This is a genomic window from Clostridium sp. JN-9 (assembly GCF_004103695.1).
In the GTDB taxonomy this organism is placed as follows: Bacteria; Bacillota; Clostridia; order Clostridiales; family Clostridiaceae; genus JN-9.
Genome location: NZ_CP035280.1, coordinates 2,539,708 through 2,561,590 on the forward strand (window position 1 = coordinate 2,539,708; position 21,883 = coordinate 2,561,590).

Consider the following 21,883-nt stretch of genomic DNA (forward strand, 5'->3'; position numbering starts at 1 on the left):
CATATAAAACATAATTTATTTAACATCAAATGTCATACTCATAATATGTATAACAACTCACTTAAGTTTGCAATTTCTTTATCAGGAATGTATTCAATTGTCTTGGGTTTCTGCATTGCACCAAAACCTTGCTTAATCCATATTGTTTTCATTCCAATGGTTTTTGCTGGGAATATATCATTGTCTAAACGATCCCCAACCATTATTGTTTCAGAAGCATTATATCCTGATTGCTTAACAGCTATTTGAAAGAGTTTGGTATCGGGTTTCATAATTTGATAATCCCATGATGAAATTATAAATGAAAAATACTTTAAAATTCCCCATGAGCTTAATCTGGTCGTAAGCCCATCCGTTTGATTGGCAATGATGCCAAGTTTATGCTTGAATAATTTCCTCATATATTTGCTCTGGAGAAAGTCCAAGCATTTTAGCTTCCTCAATTTCTGCCTGCTCCATACATCTTTGTTTCCATACATCATCCTCATTTATCAATGTATATCCAATATCGAAGAATATACATTTTATATTTTTCATTTCTTCACCTCTATTTTTTGTACACTTCAACCCATTTGCCATACTTGAAAATGTAGAAGCAAAAATTGTAACCCCCCCCTATTTCCTTCTCCTGATGTAATCATCATAAGTAATCCTAAATGCTAATTGTGTAGTTCTTTCACCAGTAAAAATGTTTTTTTCCAAAGAATCATCCTTTTCATTTCTAATAAAACATAATTTATTTAACATTTTAAAAGATTTTATATTATCTTCATAGCATCCTGCTGCTATTTCATTTAGATGATAATTTGTAAAGCAAAATTCCATGGCCAAGCTAAATGCTTTAGTACCATAGCCTTTACATCTATATGGCTTATATATCCATATGGCCAAGTCTGGATTTGCCACATCAGAACATAAGCGGACAGTACCTACAGAGCATCTTTTTTCTTTTGAAATAATGCTTGCCCAAAAACGGTATTTATCAATATTAAAATTGCAGAATTCCTCAAAATTTTTATCAAAAATACTATTAAAGCCTTTTTGGGTTTCTATGTCATTCCAGCAGTCATACATATCCTTATCATCTTCATGTCTATACCTTACTAAACTAATTTTATCATCTTTTATATATATCATTTTTACCTCCAAATAAGAAGCAATACTTACTTCTCACTCCTTTGCTGCTGCGGCACAATAGTAAGAATACTCAGTCTTAAAATTCTTTGAAAAGATTGTTAAAGAGAACTTCTATTTGCGAATCGACTTTAAATTCTTTGCAAAATTTATTAAAAATACTCTTAATATCATCTTCAAAGTTATTATTAAAACTTAAATCAGTAATATTCAATGAAATAAGATTCTCTTTAATTTCTTCTAACAAATCATATGCACTGTCAGTTTTATTAGATAGATACTTTATAGTTCCTCTATGCAGTAACCTTAATACCTTATACCATTCTGGTCTATTAGGTATGTAATTAGATTCTACTTGGTTTCTTATAATTTCTTTATTATCAATGATAAAGTTTGCATCATATTTCAAAAGAACTGTACTGTTTATCAAATCTTCTTGTGAAATCGTTTCTCTTATATCTAAATCTACAGCAGTGGTATCTTGATAAACCAAGATTATAATACCTTTGGGATTTTCAGTAAAGTTCGTCATTACTGGAGTACCATAAAGTGCAATTATTTCATCAACTTTAGTGCAATCTAAATCACCTAAAATTATTAAATCAATATCTGAGAATCTTGTTGCTGTACCTTTCGCTAAGGAACCTTTCAAAATCATTGAAAATCCATTATCTTTACAAAATTCATAGATACATTCAATATAAGCTTTATAATTTGGTGAAGGATAATTTATATCAAAATCAAACATAATACTTTCCTTTCTAAAAGTAGTAAATGTTTCGTCATACCTTACCGCTGTGACAGATAACATGAAGATTATGAAATAAATTATTCCTTTGCTTTTATATATTTATCTGCTAAAAAATCTCCAATAAGTAGTAATGGTGCAACTATAACTAAAAACATTGCTAAACCAATATCATATCTAATTCTAACGTAGTTAGCAATGAAAAATGATAAGCAAGTCCACAGAATTTTAAATATCCAAAATACATACTTTATCATATCTTTCCCACCTCTTCTATGATTCGTACTAATTTACCGCTGTGGCACATAAGATAAATTTTGCGATACAAAACTCTTACAGTTAAAAGTTATAAGTGGGAAGTTTATAGTTATTGATGATTTTCCTCCGTTACACTACGTAAAATCTTTAATTTATACAAGTTAGCAAAACAAGCCTAAAAAATGAATTAGTTTTGTGACGTAAGGAGGAAAACTCACCTTCACTCTTAACTCTTAACCTTTAACTTTTAACTGTAAAATTGTATCACCATTGATTGCCACTGCGATACAGTAATTTAAAGGAGATACACATCGTCATTTCATAAATCTATTTTTTTAAGTAAGAACTAAGAAGTAAGAGTTTATACAAAATTCAGCAAAGCTGAATTTTTACCGTAACTATTACCTCTTACCTCTTAGTTATTAGTTATTAATTACACATCCTTACATATTTACTATTATATAATATAATAGTAATATATTCATTAATTTATTGAAACTTTCTATGCAGGTTTTGAATCTTATTGTTGTTGAAAGGAAGTGTGGAGATGGAAGACAAGATGGATGCCTTTATGATACCTAAGAGTATCAAGGAAGGAAACATTCAGGTTCTTTTAGTATGGATAGATATAAATAAACAAAAGTTCTATAGAATGAGCTGGGCATATCTCAAGAATAATACAGATGTTGAAGATGCATTTCATAATACCATAATTAAGGTGTTTGAAAATATTAACAAACTTAAAAATGAGCAAGCCTTTGAAGGATGGTTTATTTCAATACTGTTAAACGAGTGTAGGAAAATATTGAGAGATAAACGGAGGGTTCAGCCATCACAGTATATTGAGTTTGGCAATACAGTTTGCGGCTTAGAAGATTCCGCTGAAAGTCTGGATCTTATGGATGGACTTAATAACATTCATGAGGAATATAGAGAACTTATAATTCTAAAGTATTACAGCGGGTATTCACAAAAGGAGATTGCAGAAATTTTAAACATGCCTCTCGGAACTGTTAAGACAAAGATATATAGAGGATTAAAGATGCTTAGAGATATATTGGGAAGGGAGGATTAGTCATGGAGTGTGATGACATTAGACTAAAATTTATAGATTATTTGGACAACAATTTGACTGCTGAAGATGAAAAAAAGCTTGTTGATCATATTGAAGGCTGTGAGGAATGCAGAAAAGAATTAGAAAGCCTTAAAAAATTAGTAAATGAGATTAATGAAAATGCAGAAAATATAAGTGTACCTGAAGATTTTATGGATAATATCGGGCAAAGGGCTTTAAAAATAGGTCCTCCAGTTATAAAGAAGAAAAAAGCACCTTTTAAAATACTTCTTATTGCTGCAGCTATTTTAATTATGTCTATGGCTACTGTATTTGCAACTAAAAATCCAATGGCTGAACTTATAAAGCTCATGAATCCTGAACCACGAATCACTAATACAGTTAATAATGGAGTAGGCAAAAGACTTAATATATCAAAAACTGATAAGAATATTAAAATTACCATAACTGATGTGGTGGCAGATGATATTCAAACCCTGATATCTTATAAGATAGAGGATTTAAATAATGGGAAAGAATACAACATAAGGTTTGACGACGGAATAATAATTAAGGAAAGATGGGGAAATCAAATTAAGGATACCAATATAGAAATGTATACCTCCTTATTCAACAATGAAGGTAAAGGTATTCTCACCTTATTTCCTATTGATACTGATAATAAAACCATAAACCTTTCTTTTACCAAGCTTGAAGCCAAAACAGGTGACACTACGGAAATAATAGATGGAAACTGGAATTTTCAGATTCCCATTAAAAAGTATCAAGGCAAAAGCTACAATATTAATGCGACCATAAAAGCTGATGACTATGTAATTAATTTCACTAAGATAACTATATCTCCTACTCTTACTAAAATTAACTTTAACTGCAGTAATGGAGGCAAGAAAAATGAAAGAATAAATGATTTGGAAGATATAAGAATAGTTGCTGATGGTAAAGAATATAAGCCCTACAACTTTGGACATGAAAGCTGGATCCCATATTCAACTGTGGGTTATGGGGATAAAGAAATGACCTTTGACTCCATGTACTTTGACAATCCCAAGAATGTAGAAATAAAGGTTAACAGGATAAGCACACAGATTACTGAAGATAAGCCAAAGGAATTTATGGTTAAGCTGGATGAAACCAGCCCACAGGAATTTGAATATCTTGGCACAAAGTTAGTTATAAATGATTTAAAGGTTTCGGACAATATTACCTTTAATCTAAAACAGCCTATTAATAGTAGTAAATTTGAAACCCTTAATATTGTATTTTGGCCTTTCAATGGGCATAGTCAGGAAAAGCACTTCACTGGAGCAGGAAACTATAATGAAGCTTATTATATAGATAAGGATAATAATAAATATGGATATTATGATGCATTGCTTATATGGGATAAAATAAGAACGAAAAATCCTGTACTATATATAGCTAATACCAGCTATAAGCTTCACCCATCAGATGGATTGGATATAAAGCATGAAAAGTTTATTAGAATGATAATTGATGGATATAACAAAACAGTATTTGTTAATGGAAGTGCAAAGGTAAAGCTAAGATAACTTAATTAAGTCTCAATTAATAATGCCCTGGTGCCAATGGTAACAGGGTATTCTATCCCCCTAAATTCAAAATTTCTGTTGAGGAATATCTATATCTTTTTTAGGCTTGATCTTTATGACAAAGGGTAAAAGACACAAAGCACAGGACACAATAGCAACAAGTTCGAGAGAAATCAGATACCATGGCCATGGTCCAAGATAACTCATAATGGAAGTATTCTTAGTTTTCTCGCAAAGGTACATGAAATTGGTCCCAGTAAGCTTGTCATATATTCCTATGAAACCTGCGTAAATGTTAAGAGCTACAACACTTTTTATCAATGATTTAAAGCTTGGCCTGTAGCCATAAACAAATGTCATAAAAAGGCATAGAATAATTATGCTGCCATGGGACAGAAAAAACTGAAAAAATATAAAATGAGGAAAAGTATATACACCTATATCAGGAGTTACGAGAGCTTCTATTGAACCTGCCATGCCCCAAAAATATACTATTTCATACAGGGGGTAGCTCTTAGCTGCGAACATTACGGCGCACATTATCAAAGATATATCGCATAGTTCCAGAGGAAGGGATTCCTTTAATGGAAGTCCTCCATATGTAATGTACCATAGGATTAAGGAAAACTGCTGAACTATAAGAAAAACTGCAATATAAATACGAGTAGACTTTTTTATTGACAAAAGCCTGCGCCTGAATTTATATGTAAGCACTATAATCAATAAAATTATAGCCAGCACAATAATATGAGGAAATGAAAATAATACAAATGGTCCACCTGTAAAATCCGAAGTAAGGTATTTGCTCACATTCTCTTAAGCCCCTTAATTGATTTGGACAATCTACGAACCTTTAGCTAAAATAATATTAGAAGCTTAAGGAGGAAGAATTAATGAAAGGTAGCTGTTATTCAAAAGAGATTAAGGAGCAGGTGTTAAAAGAAGTAGGCGAAACGGGTAACATGACGTTGGTTGCAAGAAATCATAATATACCATCTACAACCATTAATACATGGGTAAAAAAGAAAAAGGATGCTGCTAAAGCTGGCTTTGCCAGGGGCCCAAAATCAAGTAACTTTAATTCAATTAATTCTAATAAAGAAATAGAAAAAGAAAATGATTTATTGAAAAAAACGCTTGGTGAAAAAGACCTTGAAATAGCAATTTTAAAGGACTTATTAAAAAAAAAGAGCTTTCTATAGATGATAGATTTCAGGTAGCCAGGCATTATATAAGGCAAGGTTATAAAATAACGTTAGTGCTGAAATACGCTGGTTTAAGCCGATCTACATATTACTATCATGTCTCAAGTGAAAATAAAGTTAAGGTGAAGCCAGAGAATGTTGGAAGACCTATTGTAGGATATTCTATTACAACAAGTGGTAAAAAGATATGTGATGAAGAGATTAAAGACAACATTATGGAGCTAATCCAGGGTGATGCTTTCTTCTATGGCTATCATAAAATTACCCACGATTTGATGAAAGAATACAACCTGATTATTAATCATAAGAAGGTGTACAGGCTGTGTAAAGAACTCAATATACTCAAGAAACAAAGAGTTATCAAGCCTCATGTTAAAAGCTCAATATCAGTCAATAGGATAGTTAAAAAGTCAAACGAACTCTGGGAGGCAGACATCAAATATGGTTATATTATTGGTGAAGATAAGTTTTTCTTTGTATTGTCAGTAATAGATGTTTTTGATAGATCCATAATCGATTATTACATGGGCTATAGATGTACAGGCTCAGATGCAGCAAGCTTAATAAGACGCTGCCTGATTAGGAGAGATCTGCTTGACAGTGAAGGCAAGCCAGTCATTAGGACTGATAATGGCCCACAGTTTATCAGTAATATATTTGAAGGAAGCTGTAAAGATATAAACATTTATCATGAAAGGATTCCAAGCAGAACTCCCAATAAAAATGCTCATATTGAGTCTTTCCACAGGATCTTTGAAGATGAATGCATAGGTATATATGAATTTGATAGTTACAAGGATGCATATGCAGAAGTAGCAAGGTTTATGAAAAGATACAACACTAGGAGGCTTCACTCAAGCCTTAAATACAAAACTCCAAATGAGTTTTATATACAGAATATGGGGAAAGAAATTGAAAGTATGGCAATTCATTTATAGTTGGATGGGAGTTTTGATAAATAATTTTAAAATATTAAGATATTCGTAGCTTTGGTAAGATTTTGTCCAAAATAAAGGGGCCAATCCGGTATTTGCTCACATTTATCCCCTCCTCATATAATATATAGTTTCCCTTATCAGTGGAAATATTCCAAAGAACTTTTTTAACTAAGAACTAAGAAGTAAGAGGTAAGAACTTTTTCGTAACTATTACCTCTTAGTTCTTACTTATTACTTTTTACTTTAATATGCATTTCAGCAAGTGAACCATCATCAATCTTAAATATTTTGCTTGATACGAATCCATTATTATGAAGTATTTTCTTTGATATCAAATTATTAGGGTCTGTTATTGCTATAACTTTATGTATGCTATTTGTTTCTTCTGCCTTTTTTAGCAAATTTCTTACAATTTCGCTCCCATATCCTTTTCTCCAATAGTCAGGCATCAGCATATATTCAATTTCTGCCTCAGCAGAATCATTGTTTAATGTTATTGCGCCTAATCCTATGAAAACATTTGTATCCTTTTCGAAAACCTTAAAGTACCCAAAGGCTTCATAATTCTTATTATTTTTCAGCATACCTTTATAAGTTAGTTTTGATTCTTCCAATGTAAATACTCTTCCATAATTCATTAACATTACTTCTTCATTTGAAACTAGATCTAAATAATATTGAAAGTCATCTTCAGAAAGAAATTTTTCAAAGTGTATTCTGTTTTGCATTGTCCCACCCCTTAAATATGCATCAGAAAATTCAACGTTTATTTTTCCTTTTTTACTCTTGAACCAATTGCCAATCCCAAACACATTCCAATACTCATACCAAGACCAATATTTTTAAAAAGCAGCTGACCTACAACCATTCCAATACCCAGCCCATAACACATTCCTATTGCCATATAATTATCTTCTTCGTTCTCTTCAGGACTTTCATTGTTTACATCATCAATCTCTGTATTTTTAATTTCCTTATCCTTTTTATCCATGATTTCAATTTCCTCGTCTTTCTATTAATTAATAACTAAACGTAAGAGGTAAGAACTTTTTTTAACTATTAACTATTAACCCTTAACTCTTACCTCTTACTTATAACTATTACCTCTTAACTTTTAACTGTTAGTTATTACCTATTCACTATATCCAGATAATATTCTATCCAAAATAAATACTGCTCCTACAATAACGGCAGCTAATATTAGGGGAATATTTACTACAGTATAATCCAAATAATGCGAACATATAAGCATTATTCCAAAAAGTAAAATGCATACAATCCATGTTTTTATAAAAGAAAATACTTTATTTTTAAAAGCTGTTTTACAAATATAGTTAACAACTATATTAGCTGCAAGAATTATCATTAACATATTAATGATATCGCCTACCGATAGAATAAAGCCCTGGCTTCCATTTCCTGCTATAATGTCATATCTGTGAGTATTTTTTCATTATTCTTGTAAATTTCTTTTTCCCTCTTATTGTTACTTTTAAGCAATTCCTTACAATATTTTTTCATTATCATTATCCCCCTTCAATAATTTATTTACTGCATCATCCAATGCTATCCAATTGCTTTTGAATTGTATTAATGATTCTATACCACCTGAAGTAAGCTTATAATATTTTCTTTTTGGACCACTATTAGAATCTTTTAAAGTAGCACTTATCATTTCATTTTTTTGTAATCTCAATATTATAGGATATATTGTACCTTCTGATATTTCACCAAATCCATACTTACTAAGTTTCTCCGATATCTCATATGCATAGGTTTCCTGTCTACTGATAATCTCCAAAATACAACCTTCCAGCATACCTTTAAGCATTTGTGATGGAATCATTCAATCACCTTCTTCTGTATCTTGTAATACAATATAGCATATATTGTAATGCAAGATACTGTGTTTGTCAATATTAGATTTATCCTTAATATATAGTGTGATACACTTATGGCTCTGTTATATTATAATGTGGATGATACTATAAATGGTGGTGTAAATGTTTACAACAGAATATATGCTAATTCACTTTTATTTTTAAATTTTTTATACAAGTGTACAAGCTATTTCATTCATGTTAAAACATCCACATTATTCGCTAACAGGGCCATATATGCAAACGAGGCTGCCTATTAAGCTAACTCCGTATAATCTATATTGAAATATCCTGTTTTAAATTAAGCTTTAAAACAAATGAAAAAAGCACTCCATCTAACCAAGAATAATAGTGCTTTTTCATGTAATTTTATTTTGTTATAAATGTTATCTCTTAGCTTTTACCTCTTACTTATTACCTATTCACTCTTACTTAATTTATTTTCTTTCTACCCAACCCTTGTACCATTGGGAATAGGTCTTTCAGGCTGAGCCAGAACAGGTATAATGCCATCGGCATATCCAATGTCAAAAAGCATTCCTTCTGAAACTTCACCTGCCATTTTCTTTGGAGCTAAATTAACCACAAACAATGCCTGCTGTCCCTCAATTTCCTTTTGGTTTTTCCTTTCCCCCTTCATACCTACTAATATTGTTCGTGTGAAATCTCCAAAGTCAACTGTAAGTTTGACTAACTTATTGGATTTTTCTATGTCTTCAACAACCTTTATGGTTCCAACCCTGATGTCAACTTTATCAAGAATATCAAGAGTTATGTTTGGTTTAATAGGAGCTGTCATGTTTCTCTCCCCTTTCTTAAAAATATTTGTGGCGGGTTGCACGCCTTTTTTATTATATTTTACATATTATTCACTGAAAAATCCATTACCAAATTTCCTGACAATTCTAAAATTCATTAAAATTACTTCTTCATTTGAATTAAATCTTCACGTACCAGCTCCTGATTTATTTTTAATATATATGCTGTGATGTACTTATGGCTCTGTTATATTATAATGTGGTTGATACTATAAATGGTTATGCAAATGGTTATGCAAATGTTTACAGTAAAATATATGCTGGCTCACTTTTAATTTTAAATTTTTTATATAAGTGTACAAGCTATCCCATTCATATTAAAACATCCACATTATTCGCTAACAGAGCCATATATGCAAACGGGGCTGCCTATTAAGCTAAATCCGTATAATCTATGTTGAAGCATCTTCTTTTGATGTTATTAGGTCTTACATATTTTATTTCTAAGTTAGTTATCGAGATTAAATTTCTTGGTATTCACGTAGAACTTAATAGCAACGAGAAAAAGCACCCATCCCGAAAAGAATAGTGCTTCACTCTTAATTAAATCTTTATTTAATTCATCCAATAGCCCTAAAACAAAACAAACGTTCTGAGGATTGCTTAGTGTTACTAGCACTAAGCTTGTTTATTTATATTATATCAAATTTTTATAAAAAATAAACCTATATGGTTTTTTTTTATTTTTAAAATATTTTGAAAGTGCTTGAGGGATTTTCTTATTTATTGTCTTATCCTCATCTGATGTAACAAGTAAAACTTCTGCCTTGACGTTAGATGCATAGGTTTTGGTATCAATATTGACATTATCATTACCTCTTAGCTTTTACCTCTTACTTATTGCCTATTCACTCTTACTTAATTTACCTCGGTAGCAAATTACACTATATACTTTGTTTATTTTTTTTCTGATTTATTCCACAATATATAGGAGTTTGCAAGAGTAGCTAAAATCATTAAAATATATGGAATAGCAACTAAAAATGCATCACTTGCTGAAGCACTGGAATTTTCATATTTTATATTATTACAATACACAATAGCTACATGCGCACTCATTAGATCAGACATTATAACTGCTAGTATAGTAGAAAATATTGATAATTTTTTATACTTATCCAAAACAAACCTCCATTTTATAATAATAATTTAGTTTCACATGGTCCAATAATCATTATACGTTTTCCAAGTTTAACGCCGCTCATATGATTTCTAACCTTTCTATGGTTAATATTATAAAAGTAATATATTACCAATATGGAATAAAAAAATTATATCATATTTACAGGTACAATAAAGCATAATTATATAAGTAAGAACTTTTTTAACTAAGAACTAAACGTAAGAGGTAAGAACTTTTTAGGTAATAAGTAAAAGCCTATATTAGAAATATTCAGAGCTGAAGCAGATAATTACAGGAAAGTGAAAAAAGATATTCTTAAAAAGTGATAATGAAAAATAGTAGCCCCGTACGCAAATGGATAGCTACTATTTTTTATTTAAACATTAAATAGTGATACCAGTTGCCTAAGCAACTAGAATTGTATACTATAGGATGTTAGCGCACCCTATTTTTATTTTCTGCATTTCTATTTATATTATATCAAACTTTTTATAAAAATGAACATATTTTTTTGCAATTCACCTATGAAAATAAATTTCAACTACCTGTTTTTTACCTCTGTGGTAAATTAAATTTCATTGGTCTTTAAAATTTTCATCTTCAATTAATTTATGATATTTTTCCTCACTATTTTTCCATGAATCTCTTGATATAAGAAATGCAAGTGTAAATGATAGAATGGAGAGCTTAATAGAAGTAGAAACACTATTATTAATAATGTTTCCATCCAAAAAAAAACTAGTAAGAGAAAATGATATCATAAATACTGAAAAAGCAATGATTATTCTTGTTATCATATAATAAAGATGTCCTTTTTCTCTAATACTTCGCCATTTTTTTAAAAAGTTTTTTTCTTTATCTTTCATTTATATAACCACCTGTTTTTTACCCCTGTGGTGAATTTTTCATCTTAACTTTTAGTTCTTACCTCTTAGTTCTTACCTGAGTAATTGATTACCCATAACATAATTACTCCATATTTATCTCATTAATTTTGTTTGTCTTTCAAATAAATGTTTGAATATACTATCCCTTGAGCTCTCATTAATATTTATGAATTTAAATTCATGGTAAACTTTGCATCCAATTTCATAAGATTTTATTATTTTACCTGAAGCTGCTATAGAAGTTTCATCCTCAAAATTGAATTTTATGAAATACACCACATTTTTATTTAATTTTGAAGAATTCTCCTTATCAATATTAAATTTAATGCAGTCTCCTCCAATTTCAGTTATAGCAACATCATAATTATTAGAACTATTAATACCAATCTTTCCAGGTATATTCCACAATAGGCTGAAATATTTATTTAAAGGTTTATGAGTCAAACTGGATATAAATATATGATTTCTTTTAAAAGTTTGTAATTTGGGTATATACTCAAATATCTTTCCTTCTCTTTCAAAATATAAGGTTGAGCTAACAATCTTATTTATGTTAAAATTTCTTAATTTATTTTCATCCCTGCGAAATTGAAATTCATATCCTGATTCCCTTTTTATAAGACTGCCTTGAAAAGCATAATCTTTTGATTTAGTGCTGAATAATAAAGTACTCCATGTAATAGGTCCCATTATATTATTATTATCAGTTACTAAATTGCCTCTTAAAATACCTGCCATTATATCAGCTATTTCAGGGTCGAACTGCTTCCCTTTGTTCTCCAGCAGCTCATTTATTACCTCATCAATTGGCCTTGTTTTTTTATAACTTCTTTCAGACAGCATTGCATCAACAGCATCTGCCACTGCAATTATCCTGCTCATTAAAGGTATTTCTTCACCTTTTAGTCCATCTGGATAGCCTGTACCATCATATCTCTCATGGTGATGCTTCACTATATCAGGCACATTATTCAAATAAACAACTCCATTAATAATTTCTTTAACAATATTGTAACTGTAAGTTGGATGATTTTTCATGATTTCGTACTCTTCAGCAGTTAATCTTCCTTCTTTATTAACAATGGATTGTTTTATGTATATTTTGCCAACGTCATGAAGCACTGAAGCCATGTAAAGATTATGCCTTTCTACCAGATTTAATCCTAATTTCTTTGCAATAGAATCACACCAATATGCTACATTGTATGGATGATTAACCATAAATGGCTCCCTATCTCTTATAATTACAAAAAATATGTGTATAATATTTAACATAGTGGTTCTTTCTCTGTATTTCTCATAAATTGCATTAAAATTATATTGGATACGCTTAATTTTAGCCCTTATTTCGTATTGATTTAACTTTTCAATAATTTCTATTTGATTATTAAACATTCCCAAATACAAACAGCCAATTATTTCATCATGAATTATGGTTTGAGAAAAAATAGGTATGTATACTTCTTGTTCAATATCTTCAATGTAAGGATAGTATCGTTCATTATTATAGGAGTTTTCTCCTTTGCTATAAATGATAATCTGGTGTTCCTTTAAAAGTAAATGAAATAAATTATTTGCTGTGGAATTTTTTAAGTAAACACTATCCCTAAAGTTGTCCATTAATTCATTATTTTTTATATATGAACTTTTTACTTTTGCAAATTGTTCATCATCATCAAACAAAAATATCCTGCATATATCACAATTGAACATGGCAGCTAATTCTGTTATTTGTTTAGTTAAACTTTCATCGAATTTATTTGTTTTATTTATTGCATCGCATAGTGTTATCATTATATAAATCTCCTAACTCTTAACTTTTAACTCTTAACTTTTAACTGTAATCTGTGACACCAGTATCCCTGCAAGTATAAATATGCAGCCAATATATCCCCTGGTGTTCATGGTTTCTCCAAGTATAACTGCTCCGCCGATAGCTCCAAACACCGATTCCATACTTAATATAATAGCTGCTGTGGAAGGCTTGGCATACTTTTGTGCAACCACCTGAAGGGTATAAGCTACTCCAACGGACAATAAGCCTCCGTAAAGTATTGGAATACCAGCGCTGACAATTCCGCTAATGGTGATTTTTTCAAATATAAGTGCGCATATAAGGCTTAATATTGAACAGGTAGCAAATTGAACAAATGATAATTTAAGAGAATCCACCTTTTTTGTAAAATAATCTATGGTTAAAATGTGAAAGGCCCAAAAGAAAGCACCTATAATCTGAAGCATGTCCCCAAAGGCTATAGTAAAATTTTCATTAATACTAAGTAAATAAAGTCCTATAACAGCCAGAAAAACTCCTGCCCAGGCGCTTTTCCCAATTTTATGCTTCATGAAAATGCCTATAACAGGCACCAGCACAATATAGAGTCCTGTAAGGAAGCTTGCCTTTCCTGCAGTGGTATAAATAAGTCCTATCTGCTGAAGTGTGGAGCCTGAAAAAAGAAGTGCCCCCACCAGTATTCCAGGCAGTATGGTATTCTTTGCAGACTGTTTTGTATTATTGCTTTTATTTTTCTTATTAAAATAAATTATTAAAGGAATAAGAGAAATGCTTCCCAGGGCAAATCTTATTCCATTAAAGGTAAATGCCCCTACATATTGGGAGCCAACTCTCTGGGCTGTAAAGGCAAAGCCCCATATTGCAGCTGTCAGCAGAAGTAAAAAATTGGCCCGCAGTCTTTTATTATTCATTTATAGTTCTCCTTTTAATTTATACAGTTACGCATCAGCAGTGCTGTTTCGGCTTTTTTTTGCTTCATAAAGAGCATTGTCCGCAGCTTTTATAAACTTTTGAATTGATGAGTCTTCTGATGGAATCTCAGTATGGACACCGAGACTTATGGTAATGCACTTGGCAACAGATGAATACATATGCGTTATGGCCATTTGTTCCACCTTTTTTCTAAGCTGCTCTGCATATTCCACTACCTTTTCCTTTTCCATATAAGTAATTATAACTGCAAATTCCTCTCCTCCATATCTGGCCAGCATGTCCGAAGAGCGCCTTAAGCATGAAGACAGCGCTGAAGCCACCTTTCTCAGGCACTCATCACCCTGCTGATGTCCATAGTTATCATTAAATGCCTTAAAGAAATCAATATCTATCATAATTAATGACAAAGGTATGTGCTGCCTCTTGCAGATGTTCCACTGTGTTTTTATGGCTTTGTCAAAGGCCATACGGTTGGATATATGTGTCAGGCTGTCCGTTAAGGAAATCTTCTCCAGCATTTGGTTTGCCCTGTTAAGCTTCCTGTTTAACTTGTTAAGCTCAGCATTTTTCTTCTGCAGCAGTTTTCTTATGTTAAAAACATCCACCTGCTTTTTATAATGCATACAGGCTATGACCCAGGCCACTAATAAAAATATAGTGCTGTTCATATAATTCTCCAAAAGAATATCATAGTATCTCTGAAAATGTGGAAGAAGCATAATAAATATTACATGGTTAATTAAATATATAATTAATAAATTTATTGGTTTATAAAATGGAGTTACTGCAATGGCTATTATTGCCAAAGTGTACACAGTAATCTGCCCTGATGATAATTGGTCCAGTAGCGATATTCCCCCGCACCATAATAAAATAGATATTATAAAGCATGTGACTGTTCTGTTAATGGTTGTCTCATACTTTGATATATCATTACCAGCATGGAAGAACATAACAGCATATACGATCATGGCAGTAAGTAAAATTATATGCATAACTCCATAATATATCTGTGGTTTAGCAAAGAGCATGACCCTGTTTATCATGAACCACAGTATGAACTGAAAAGCCTCCAGAACAATTAGTGTTATTGCTGCAAATTTTCCTCTGGTTACATTCAATTCATTTATATCATCTGTAAATTCTTTTCTGTACTTTTGTTCCACAGATGCAAATAAAAAACTCTTTATTAACTTAATTATGTTAACAAGCATTTTTCTACACCTTATTTCTAAAAATTATTAATTATTATAAATTATAACACATTTTTACATAATTTTTTCGTATATCTTTCTTCAAATCTTCCAACCCAGGCTAAAAATAAGCTTGCACAAATTCCAAGGATAAAGCATATGACCCAAAGCGTGGTATTTCCGTATTTTGTCATAAGCATTCCAAATACAGTAGGTGAAATGGCAGAGCCTATGCTCATAATAAGAGGCCATGCAGCATTAAACCTTCCCCTTTGATTTATTGGAGAATGGTTTGCAATGTATACCCCTGAGTTTGTGGCTTCCAATATTTCTCCCAGAGTATATATAACTGCTGCCAATATATAAAATGGAAAGCTTTTTACAAAACCAAGAAGCCCCAGTCCCACTGCAAAAAACAAAGATGCCATGGAAACATTCATAATAGGTTTGATCTTAATTGTAAGTTTTATAATAAATGTAGTTAAAATAATGATTACTATTCCATTGGTGGACATCATATATCCATAATATTTAGAACCTAAATCTGATCCAAACACCTTTGTCATCTGAAGTGGCAGAACAAATTTAATACTTGAATAAATAAAGGAATTTACCATGGCTCCTGCAAAGAAAAGCAAAAGATATGGCCTTTTTAAAAGTGCCTTTATTACATTGGCGTCCTCTGCAGATTCATTGTCATGTCTTGCTTTGCTGCTTTGAATTTCCTCTCTGCTTGGTGTTGTGTCCTCAATGCCGAAGTATAAAAGAATTAATGTAAGTGTTATTGCTATGAAATTTCCAAGGAAAATAAGCCAGGTATAATTTTTATAAAGAAAGGCTGCAATTAATGGTCCAATGGAAAACCCTACATTTATTCCAAGATATAAAAGAGAGTATGCCTGCTTTCTATTATCCTTATTGGTTAAATCCGCCACCATGGCTGAATTGGCAGGCTGTGCAGCATTACCAAGGAACCCTGCAATTATTAAAAGCCATGCAATTACTATGGAATCCCCCAAAAATGCACAGGGCAGATAACATAAAGCTGTAAGCCCCTGAAAGGTTAAATAAAGTTTTTTACGTCCGAATTTATCAGTAAGCTTCCCCCCTGCTACTGATCCAAGAACCTGAGCCACCGCACTTATAGAAAAATATGTACCAGCTCTTACTGTGCTGAATCCAAGATGTTCAGTTAAAAAAAGTGTTAAGAAAGGATAAACAAAATTGCCCATGGCATTAACTACCCTGGCAGAAGCCAACACATACACAGATCTTGGCAGCCCTGAATAAATGTTAAATCCTTTAAAAGTTCTTTTTATAAAATTCAACTTTTCACCCCCCCGAAATCTAAGCATTAATATTAATTGTAGATGATAAGCCAAAAATAAACAATATATTTTTTATTTAAATTTTAAAAGTTTATATACTTTTTGAAATTAAAGGTGTATAATATTAATATTATAAGAAAGAAGGTGATAAATTGAAAAAAGATTCAGTATTATTTACTCCTGATGTTATAGAAGAATGCTTAAGTGAAGCTTTGGATGTTGCTGAAAAAAGCACAAAGTATACAGGAAGAAAAGTTTCTTCAAACAGCAGAATAAAAAAATCATTGAAATAGCCTCCTGGACAAGGGCTTTTTTTATTTTTTGATAAAAAAGGGGCTGTCGCATTAGCATAAAAAAATATGCTAACGCGGCAGCATTTTTTTTGTGTTTTATAGAAAATTTAATGATATTTTAGTCCCCAATGAGCTTGATAATTAAAAAAAGACGCACTTTAATAAGCCTTTCATATTAAGGCTTTTTTTGATTTGCAGAGTTTTTAAAATTTTAAAGTTTGATAATTATGCACCTTTTTTAAGTGGAAAAAGATGCGTTTCAGTTCTATCTAACTGAATTTTATTATGTAGCTTATTTATATTATGTGCCATTGCTAACAAAATACTTTCTGCCAAAACATTCTTTTTACCTTTGCATAGATATCTACGAAATCCCATATCCTGTTTTATCTCTCCAAAAGAGCCTTCGGCTTGAATACTTCGATTCATTCTCAACTCGCAACCATCATCACTTATAATTCTTTCAAGATCCTCTTTGCGAAGCATGTTGAATAGTTTTGAAGTCTCAAGATTTTTAACCCTTTCTTCTAATGGCGTTTTACAGTTATGTCCTCTTATGCATTTACTCTTGTAAACACAGTTACTGCAGTCCTCACAAGTATAGATTGTTTTTTCACTTATATAGCCAGTCTTACTTTTCCTTTTTACTATTTTATTTACTGTTAGTTTCTTATTATTTTTGCAAGTATAATAATCGCCCAATTCAGTATAATCCATGTTTTCTATTCTGCTTATATCATGTTTATATTTTCTTGTTTTTGATATTTCATAATTTGCTGGTTTAATATATGATAGCTGTCCATTTTCTTTGATATAAAGATAATTTTCTTCACTCTCGTAACCTGAATCCGCATCAATTTTAAAATACTTAAAGTACAAGGAATTCTCCATGCTTTTTATAAATGGAATCAATGTTGTTGTGTCCCCAGGCTTATCGCAAACAGTAACCCATACTATATATTGGGAATCTACTCCATTCTGAACATTGTAACCTGGTTTTAACTGACCATTTTTCATAGCATCCTCTTTCATCCTCATAAAGGTTGCATCTTTATCTGTCTTGGAATAGCTATTACGTTTACCGCAGGTATGGATTTTCTGTGTATATTCTTTTAACTTTCTAAGGTATTCCTCAAGTTTTTCAATAGAACGTTGAATAGGAGTTTTCCTTTTACCACATCCATGTACAAATTCAATATTTTCTTCCTTTTTCAAGGCGTAAAGCTTTTTGCGTAGCTTTTTTACATGTTTCATTTTTACTTTGTTTTCGTATACAAGCTTTATTCCATACAATTCCTCACATTCGGCTACAAAATCAGCTAATTTAGAAAGTAATCTCTCCAGGTTTTTTGAAACTGCTTTTTTCCAGACGAAAGTATACTTGTTAGCACATGCCTCTATCTTTGTACCATCAATAAATATAGTATCTCCTGATATTTCTCCAATCTCATAAAGAAAATTTGACATTTCAGCCATTATTGTTTCTGAGCACGGGGCAAAATGAATACTACGAAATCTTGCAAAAGTAGAATGATCTGGTGCTGGTGAACCTTCTAAAAGGTACATGAAATTTACATCTCTTTTGCAGGATAGCTCCATTGCTCTTGATGAATAATTATGATTCATATAGGAGTAAAGTACAATCTTCAGCATCTGACGTGGCGTAGCCTGATTTTCCCTTATTCGGGAATAAGTCGAATATAAATCTGTTAAATCCATCTCCTCTACAAATTGACTTAGCAAACGCACTGAATCATTATTGGGAATCATGTACTCAATATTTAATGGAAGTTTTAATTGATAATTTCCACGATATAAAGTATAATTTTTGTGTGAATTAATGTATTTTCTCATATGTTAATTTTACTATAAATCTTTCACTCTTTCGAGTGGAAGATTTATTTTTATGTAAAAAAGCTGCCGCACCAATTATTTTAGTGCAACAGCCCCTTTTAATTATTTATTTGATCAATTAGTAAACTTTGAATTTTTTCAGCACTATTAACATTCTTGAACTCAGGTATTATATTTTTGTCAAGAATAGCTTTGCCATTTTGAATTTTTATTTGACCTTGATATGGGCTTATTGGCAGGAATTTTTCTGTTTTATAATCTTTAATTTCTTGAGCTGTACTTGGTTTAAAATCTCTCAGGAAAAAAATATAGTTATCCCCTGCAGCATATATCTTAACATCTGGAATATCCACTTCATTATTTTTACCTGAACCGCTTTCCTGCATAACTTCAATAGTATCCCCAGCTTTTAAATCTCCTTTTAATGCCTTATGAACTTTTACTTCTGAAACAGTGTTTACTATGAATACATCTGGAAGTTTTGCTTTTGCATTTTCATTCATATAGTTCTTTTTGTTTACCCTTATAGGCTCATAAACTTTATCTACACTTCCAATTATAATAATATCACTAGCTTTTACAAGGGAACTTATATCATGGTAAGTTCCAAATGATGGATTAGCAGACGGCAATTCTGCTTTATTAGAATTTAATTTTAAAATATTATATAAGCATATTGAAGCAATTATTGCTAATATTACCAGCAGACTTGGCTTTAACAAATTTTTAGATTTTATCATTATATTCACCTATTTTTATATTATTGTTATATAATTATATATTCTTCCAATGATTTTAAATTCCTTTTTATTATATATAAATATTATTTTCTTTTTTTATTTGTGTTTCGCCCATGTCGCTATGCCTTAATTGAGATGCCGCATGTGATGCGACATTTTTATTAAAACAAACAACAAAGAATAAAGATTAAAGATCAAATAAGGATAATTTTTGCTGGCAGCAAAAATTTATAATCAAACCAAATAATTTAGGGAAGCACAAAAAGCACTTCCGTGAAAGTGCTGAAAAATTATAGGATTTTAGATGCTTTACTTCTGCTTTCTCAAAAACCACTGCGGATTCCACATTTACTCGGCCAAAGTATTAATTATGTTTCTTTATTTTCCTGAAATACTCCTTTTCCTCTTCACAGTAAAAGCAGTCTTTAAATTCATCCTCTTCTTCAGTTTCAATAGGATCAGGTGTTACTTTATTTTTTGATTTTGGATTTTTATTTGGAGATTTTCCAAATAAAGAGGCAGCAGTTTGTTTTGCTTTTTTTGCTGCCTTTGTTAAAAGCTGATATAAATTGCTTACAGAACCTCTTCTCTTTATTATAATTATTCCATTTTCTATAAGCTCCTTTAAATACCTTTGAATTGTTCTTATACACTTATTCATCCTCTGTGCCAGTGTGTTTTGTGATGGAAAGCATGTATCCTTGCTGCCATAGCAATAGCTGTTTAAAATGCAGTACAATTTAAATGCCCCATGGCTGATGTTTTTATTAGACATAATTTCATTTGGTATCATTGTAAAATTGTTCATTTTTATACCCCTCTATTCAAATATTTTTTGTGTTGCCTTGTGCCATTTCATCTTTTTGATTCCCACACTGCCATTTCTGTTTTTGCTCACAATGCATTCCATAATGTCCTTATCATCTGTGTCCCTGTTGTAGTATTCATCTCTATACAAAAATAAAACTGCATCTGCATCCTGCTCAATGCTGCCTGAATCCCTTAAATCAGATAACACAGGTCTGTGGTTAAGTCTTGCTTCTGGAGCTCTTGAGAGCTGTGATAAAGCTATAATTGTAATGTCAAGCTCTTTGGCTAAAAGCTTTAGATCCCTGCTTATTTTTGAAATATCCTGATTCCTGTTTTCTGTTCTTGTGGTATTTAAGATAAGTTGAAGATAATCAATAAAAACCACCCTCAGGTTATTTTGTATTTTTAATTTTTTACACTGAGCTCTAATTCCCTGAAGGGTATAAATTTTATCATAAAGAAACAATGCACTATTTGCCAGTGTGCTGGAAAATTGTACAGCTTCCACCCATTGCCTATCATCGAACTGTGCCTTTTTCACAGCTTTAGCAGGTATGTTAGAGCATATGCTTAAAGCTCTTTCTACAATCTGAATCTTTCCCATTTCCAGATTAAAAAATGCCACTGAAGCCTTTCCATTTAGGGCTGCATTTAATGCCAGATTTAAAGCCATGGAGGTTTTTCCCATGGAGGGCCTGGCTGCAAGTATTATAAAATCCTGCTTTAGAAATCCTTCCAGCATATTATCCAGGAATTTATAGCCTGTACTTATTCCCTGCAGGCTGCCCTGATCTTTCCATCTTAATTCCAGTAAATCTATGAATTCTTCCATGATTAATTTAATCTCACCTGATTCAGCACTGCTTTTCTTTTCAATGGCTGAAATTTCACTTTGAATATTATTTATAATATCCATGCTATGTGGAATTTCCTTATACATGTAATTCTGAACTGCCTTAAGCATTTTATCCAGCATTCTTAACCTGGATTTTTCCTTTACTATGTCAGCATAGGATACAATATTATGAGTATTTATAACACTGTTAATTAAAACTGAAATATATGTTAATCCTCCCGCCTCAGGCAAATTATTTCCAAGGTGATTACTGAGATTTATTAAATCTATGGGACTGCTTTTTGAAAAAAGCTGCTGCATGGATTTGTAAATAAGCTTATGCTTGTCAAAATAAAAATCCTCAGGTGAAAGTATATTTACTACCTCCAGATAATTATTGTTGTCAAGTAGTATAAGTCCCAGTATATTTCTTTCCGCCTCCAGGTTATAAAATACATTATTCATATTGTATCCTCACTCGTATAA

General features: G+C 31.3%; 26 protein-coding genes. 5 read left to right on the forward strand and 21 right to left on the reverse strand.

The features are described 5' to 3' along the window. Positions 1-38: 38 nt before the first annotated feature. The 5 genes from EQM05_RS12255 to EQM05_RS15870 all read right to left on the reverse strand — a co-directional run bounded on the left by EQM05_RS12255 (position 39) and on the right by EQM05_RS15870 (position 2,139). On the reverse strand, positions 39-401 hold the full coding sequence (locus tag EQM05_RS12255) for an HAD family hydrolase (RefSeq protein WP_164917287.1): 363 nt from the start codon (positions 399-401) through the stop codon (positions 39-41). Next, positions 379-579 carry a hypothetical protein gene (locus tag EQM05_RS15865; protein ID WP_164917288.1) on the reverse strand — a complete coding sequence of 67 codons (201 nt, stop codon included), beginning with the start codon at positions 577-579 and terminating at the stop codon, positions 379-381. The genes EQM05_RS12255 and EQM05_RS15865 overlap by 23 nt, the downstream gene beginning before the upstream one ends. 36 nt (positions 580-615) lie before the next feature. After that, positions 616-1,137, reverse strand: coding sequence for a GNAT family N-acetyltransferase (locus tag EQM05_RS12260; protein WP_128750301.1), 522 nt, complete (start codon positions 1,135-1,137; stop codon positions 616-618). 76 nt (positions 1,138-1,213) lie between these two features. Next, a complete protein-coding gene (locus EQM05_RS12265; protein ID WP_128750302.1) occupies positions 1,214-1,882 on the reverse strand; it encodes a nucleotidyltransferase domain-containing protein in 669 nt (222 codons plus the stop codon). An 80-nt stretch (positions 1,883-1,962) separates the two neighbouring features. Further along, on the reverse strand, positions 1,963-2,139 hold the full coding sequence (locus tag EQM05_RS15870; RefSeq protein ID WP_164917289.1) for a hypothetical protein: 177 nt from the start codon (positions 2,137-2,139) through the stop codon (positions 1,963-1,965). 548 nt (positions 2,140-2,687) lie between these two features. On the opposite strand from EQM05_RS15870, the gene EQM05_RS12270 reads away from it, so the two are divergent. Continuing rightward, positions 2,688-3,215, forward strand: a complete 528-nt coding sequence (locus EQM05_RS12270; RefSeq protein ID WP_128750303.1) for an RNA polymerase sigma factor — start codon at positions 2,688-2,690, stop codon at positions 3,213-3,215. A gap of 2 nt (positions 3,216-3,217) precedes the next feature. Next, a complete protein-coding gene (locus EQM05_RS12275) occupies positions 3,218-4,765 on the forward strand; it encodes a DUF5643 domain-containing protein (RefSeq protein ID WP_128751116.1) in 1,548 nt (515 codons plus the stop codon). Positions 4,766-4,831: 66 nt separating this feature from the next. On the opposite strand, the gene EQM05_RS12280 is transcribed toward EQM05_RS12275, so the two are convergent. Further along, positions 4,832-5,575: a TIGR02206 family membrane protein gene (locus EQM05_RS12280; RefSeq protein ID WP_128750304.1), complete on the reverse strand. Its 744-nt coding sequence runs from the start codon at positions 5,573-5,575 to the stop codon at positions 4,832-4,834. 83 nt (positions 5,576-5,658) lie between these two features. Here EQM05_RS12280 and EQM05_RS12285 point away from each other — a divergent pair, with 83 nt between their 5' ends. Together EQM05_RS12285 and EQM05_RS12290 are read left to right on the forward strand one after the other, a co-directional pair. Further along, on the forward strand, positions 5,659-5,967 hold the full coding sequence (locus EQM05_RS12285; RefSeq protein ID WP_128748678.1) for a transposase: 309 nt from the start codon (positions 5,659-5,661) through the stop codon (positions 5,965-5,967). 47 nt (positions 5,968-6,014) lie between these two features. Continuing rightward, positions 6,015-6,908, forward strand: coding sequence for an IS3 family transposase (locus EQM05_RS12290; RefSeq protein WP_243108159.1), 894 nt, complete (start codon positions 6,015-6,017; stop codon positions 6,906-6,908). Positions 6,909-7,132: 224 nt separating this feature from the next. Here EQM05_RS12290 and EQM05_RS12295 read toward each other — a convergent pair whose 3' ends face one another. The 11 genes from EQM05_RS12295 to EQM05_RS12345 form a co-directional block, all read right to left on the reverse strand. Next, a complete protein-coding gene (locus EQM05_RS12295; protein ID WP_128750305.1) occupies positions 7,133-7,636 on the reverse strand; it encodes a GNAT family N-acetyltransferase in 504 nt (167 codons plus the stop codon). A 38-nt stretch (positions 7,637-7,674) separates the two neighbouring features. After that, positions 7,675-7,899 carry a DUF2700 domain-containing protein gene (locus EQM05_RS12300; protein ID WP_128750306.1) on the reverse strand — a complete coding sequence of 75 codons (225 nt, stop codon included), beginning with the start codon at positions 7,897-7,899 and terminating at the stop codon, positions 7,675-7,677. A 141-nt stretch (positions 7,900-8,040) separates the two neighbouring features. Then, positions 8,041-8,280, reverse strand: coding sequence for a hypothetical protein (locus EQM05_RS12305; protein ID WP_128750307.1), 240 nt, complete (start codon positions 8,278-8,280; stop codon positions 8,041-8,043). Positions 8,281-8,412: 132 nt separating this feature from the next. Beyond that, positions 8,413-8,754 (reverse strand): PadR family transcriptional regulator, encoded by a 342-nt coding sequence (locus EQM05_RS12310; protein WP_128750308.1) that lies wholly within the window; start codon positions 8,752-8,754, stop codon positions 8,413-8,415. A 482-nt stretch (positions 8,755-9,236) separates the two neighbouring features. Next, a complete protein-coding gene (locus EQM05_RS12315) occupies positions 9,237-9,587 on the reverse strand; it encodes a tRNA-binding protein (protein WP_128750309.1) in 351 nt (116 codons plus the stop codon). Positions 9,588-10,503: 916 nt separating this feature from the next. After that, complete coding sequence (locus EQM05_RS12320) at positions 10,504-10,728, reverse strand: hypothetical protein (protein ID WP_128750310.1); 225 nt, start codon at positions 10,726-10,728, stop codon at positions 10,504-10,506. 576 nt (positions 10,729-11,304) lie between these two features. Then, a complete protein-coding gene (locus EQM05_RS12325; RefSeq protein ID WP_128750311.1) occupies positions 11,305-11,595 on the reverse strand; it encodes a hypothetical protein in 291 nt (96 codons plus the stop codon). A 114-nt stretch (positions 11,596-11,709) separates the two neighbouring features. Beyond that, on the reverse strand, positions 11,710-13,410 hold the full coding sequence (locus EQM05_RS12330; protein ID WP_128750312.1) for an HD-GYP domain-containing protein: 1,701 nt from the start codon (positions 13,408-13,410) through the stop codon (positions 11,710-11,712). A 33-nt stretch (positions 13,411-13,443) separates the two neighbouring features. Next, entirely contained in the window at positions 13,444-14,322 is an 879-nt protein-coding gene (locus EQM05_RS12335; protein ID WP_128750313.1) for a DMT family transporter, read from the reverse strand. Positions 14,323-14,349: 27 nt separating this feature from the next. Next, positions 14,350-15,558 (reverse strand): GGDEF domain-containing protein, encoded by a 1,209-nt coding sequence (locus EQM05_RS12340; RefSeq protein WP_128750314.1) that lies wholly within the window; start codon positions 15,556-15,558, stop codon positions 14,350-14,352. Between the two features lie 41 nt (positions 15,559-15,599). Continuing rightward, entirely contained in the window at positions 15,600-16,865 is a 1,266-nt protein-coding gene (locus EQM05_RS12345) for an MFS transporter (protein ID WP_128750315.1), read from the reverse strand. A 152-nt stretch (positions 16,866-17,017) separates the two neighbouring features. Here EQM05_RS12345 and EQM05_RS15875 point away from each other — a divergent pair, with 152 nt between their 5' ends. Next, positions 17,018-17,158: a hypothetical protein gene (locus tag EQM05_RS15875; protein ID WP_164917290.1), complete on the forward strand. Its 141-nt coding sequence runs from the start codon at positions 17,018-17,020 to the stop codon at positions 17,156-17,158. A gap of 225 nt (positions 17,159-17,383) precedes the next feature. On the opposite strand, the gene EQM05_RS12350 is transcribed toward EQM05_RS15875, so the two are convergent. The 4 genes from EQM05_RS12350 to dnaB all read right to left on the reverse strand — a co-directional run bounded on the left by EQM05_RS12350 (position 17,384) and on the right by dnaB (position 21,862). Continuing rightward, the gene (locus tag EQM05_RS12350) at positions 17,384-19,012 is read right to left on the reverse strand and encodes an IS1182 family transposase (RefSeq protein ID WP_128748411.1); all 1,629 of its coding nucleotides are present in this window, start codon (positions 19,010-19,012) and stop codon (positions 17,384-17,386) included. Positions 19,013-19,110: 98 nt separating this feature from the next. Next, positions 19,111-19,752: a hypothetical protein gene (locus tag EQM05_RS12355; RefSeq protein WP_128750316.1), complete on the reverse strand. Its 642-nt coding sequence runs from the start codon at positions 19,750-19,752 to the stop codon at positions 19,111-19,113. 364 nt (positions 19,753-20,116) lie between these two features. Next, entirely contained in the window at positions 20,117-20,560 is a 444-nt protein-coding gene (locus EQM05_RS12360) for a helix-turn-helix domain-containing protein (RefSeq protein WP_128750317.1), read from the reverse strand. A gap of 12 nt (positions 20,561-20,572) precedes the next feature. Further along, on the reverse strand, positions 20,573-21,862 hold the full coding sequence (dnaB, locus tag EQM05_RS12365) for a replicative DNA helicase (protein ID WP_128750318.1): 1,290 nt from the start codon (positions 21,860-21,862) through the stop codon (positions 20,573-20,575). Between the last annotated feature and the right edge of the window lie 21 nt (positions 21,863-21,883).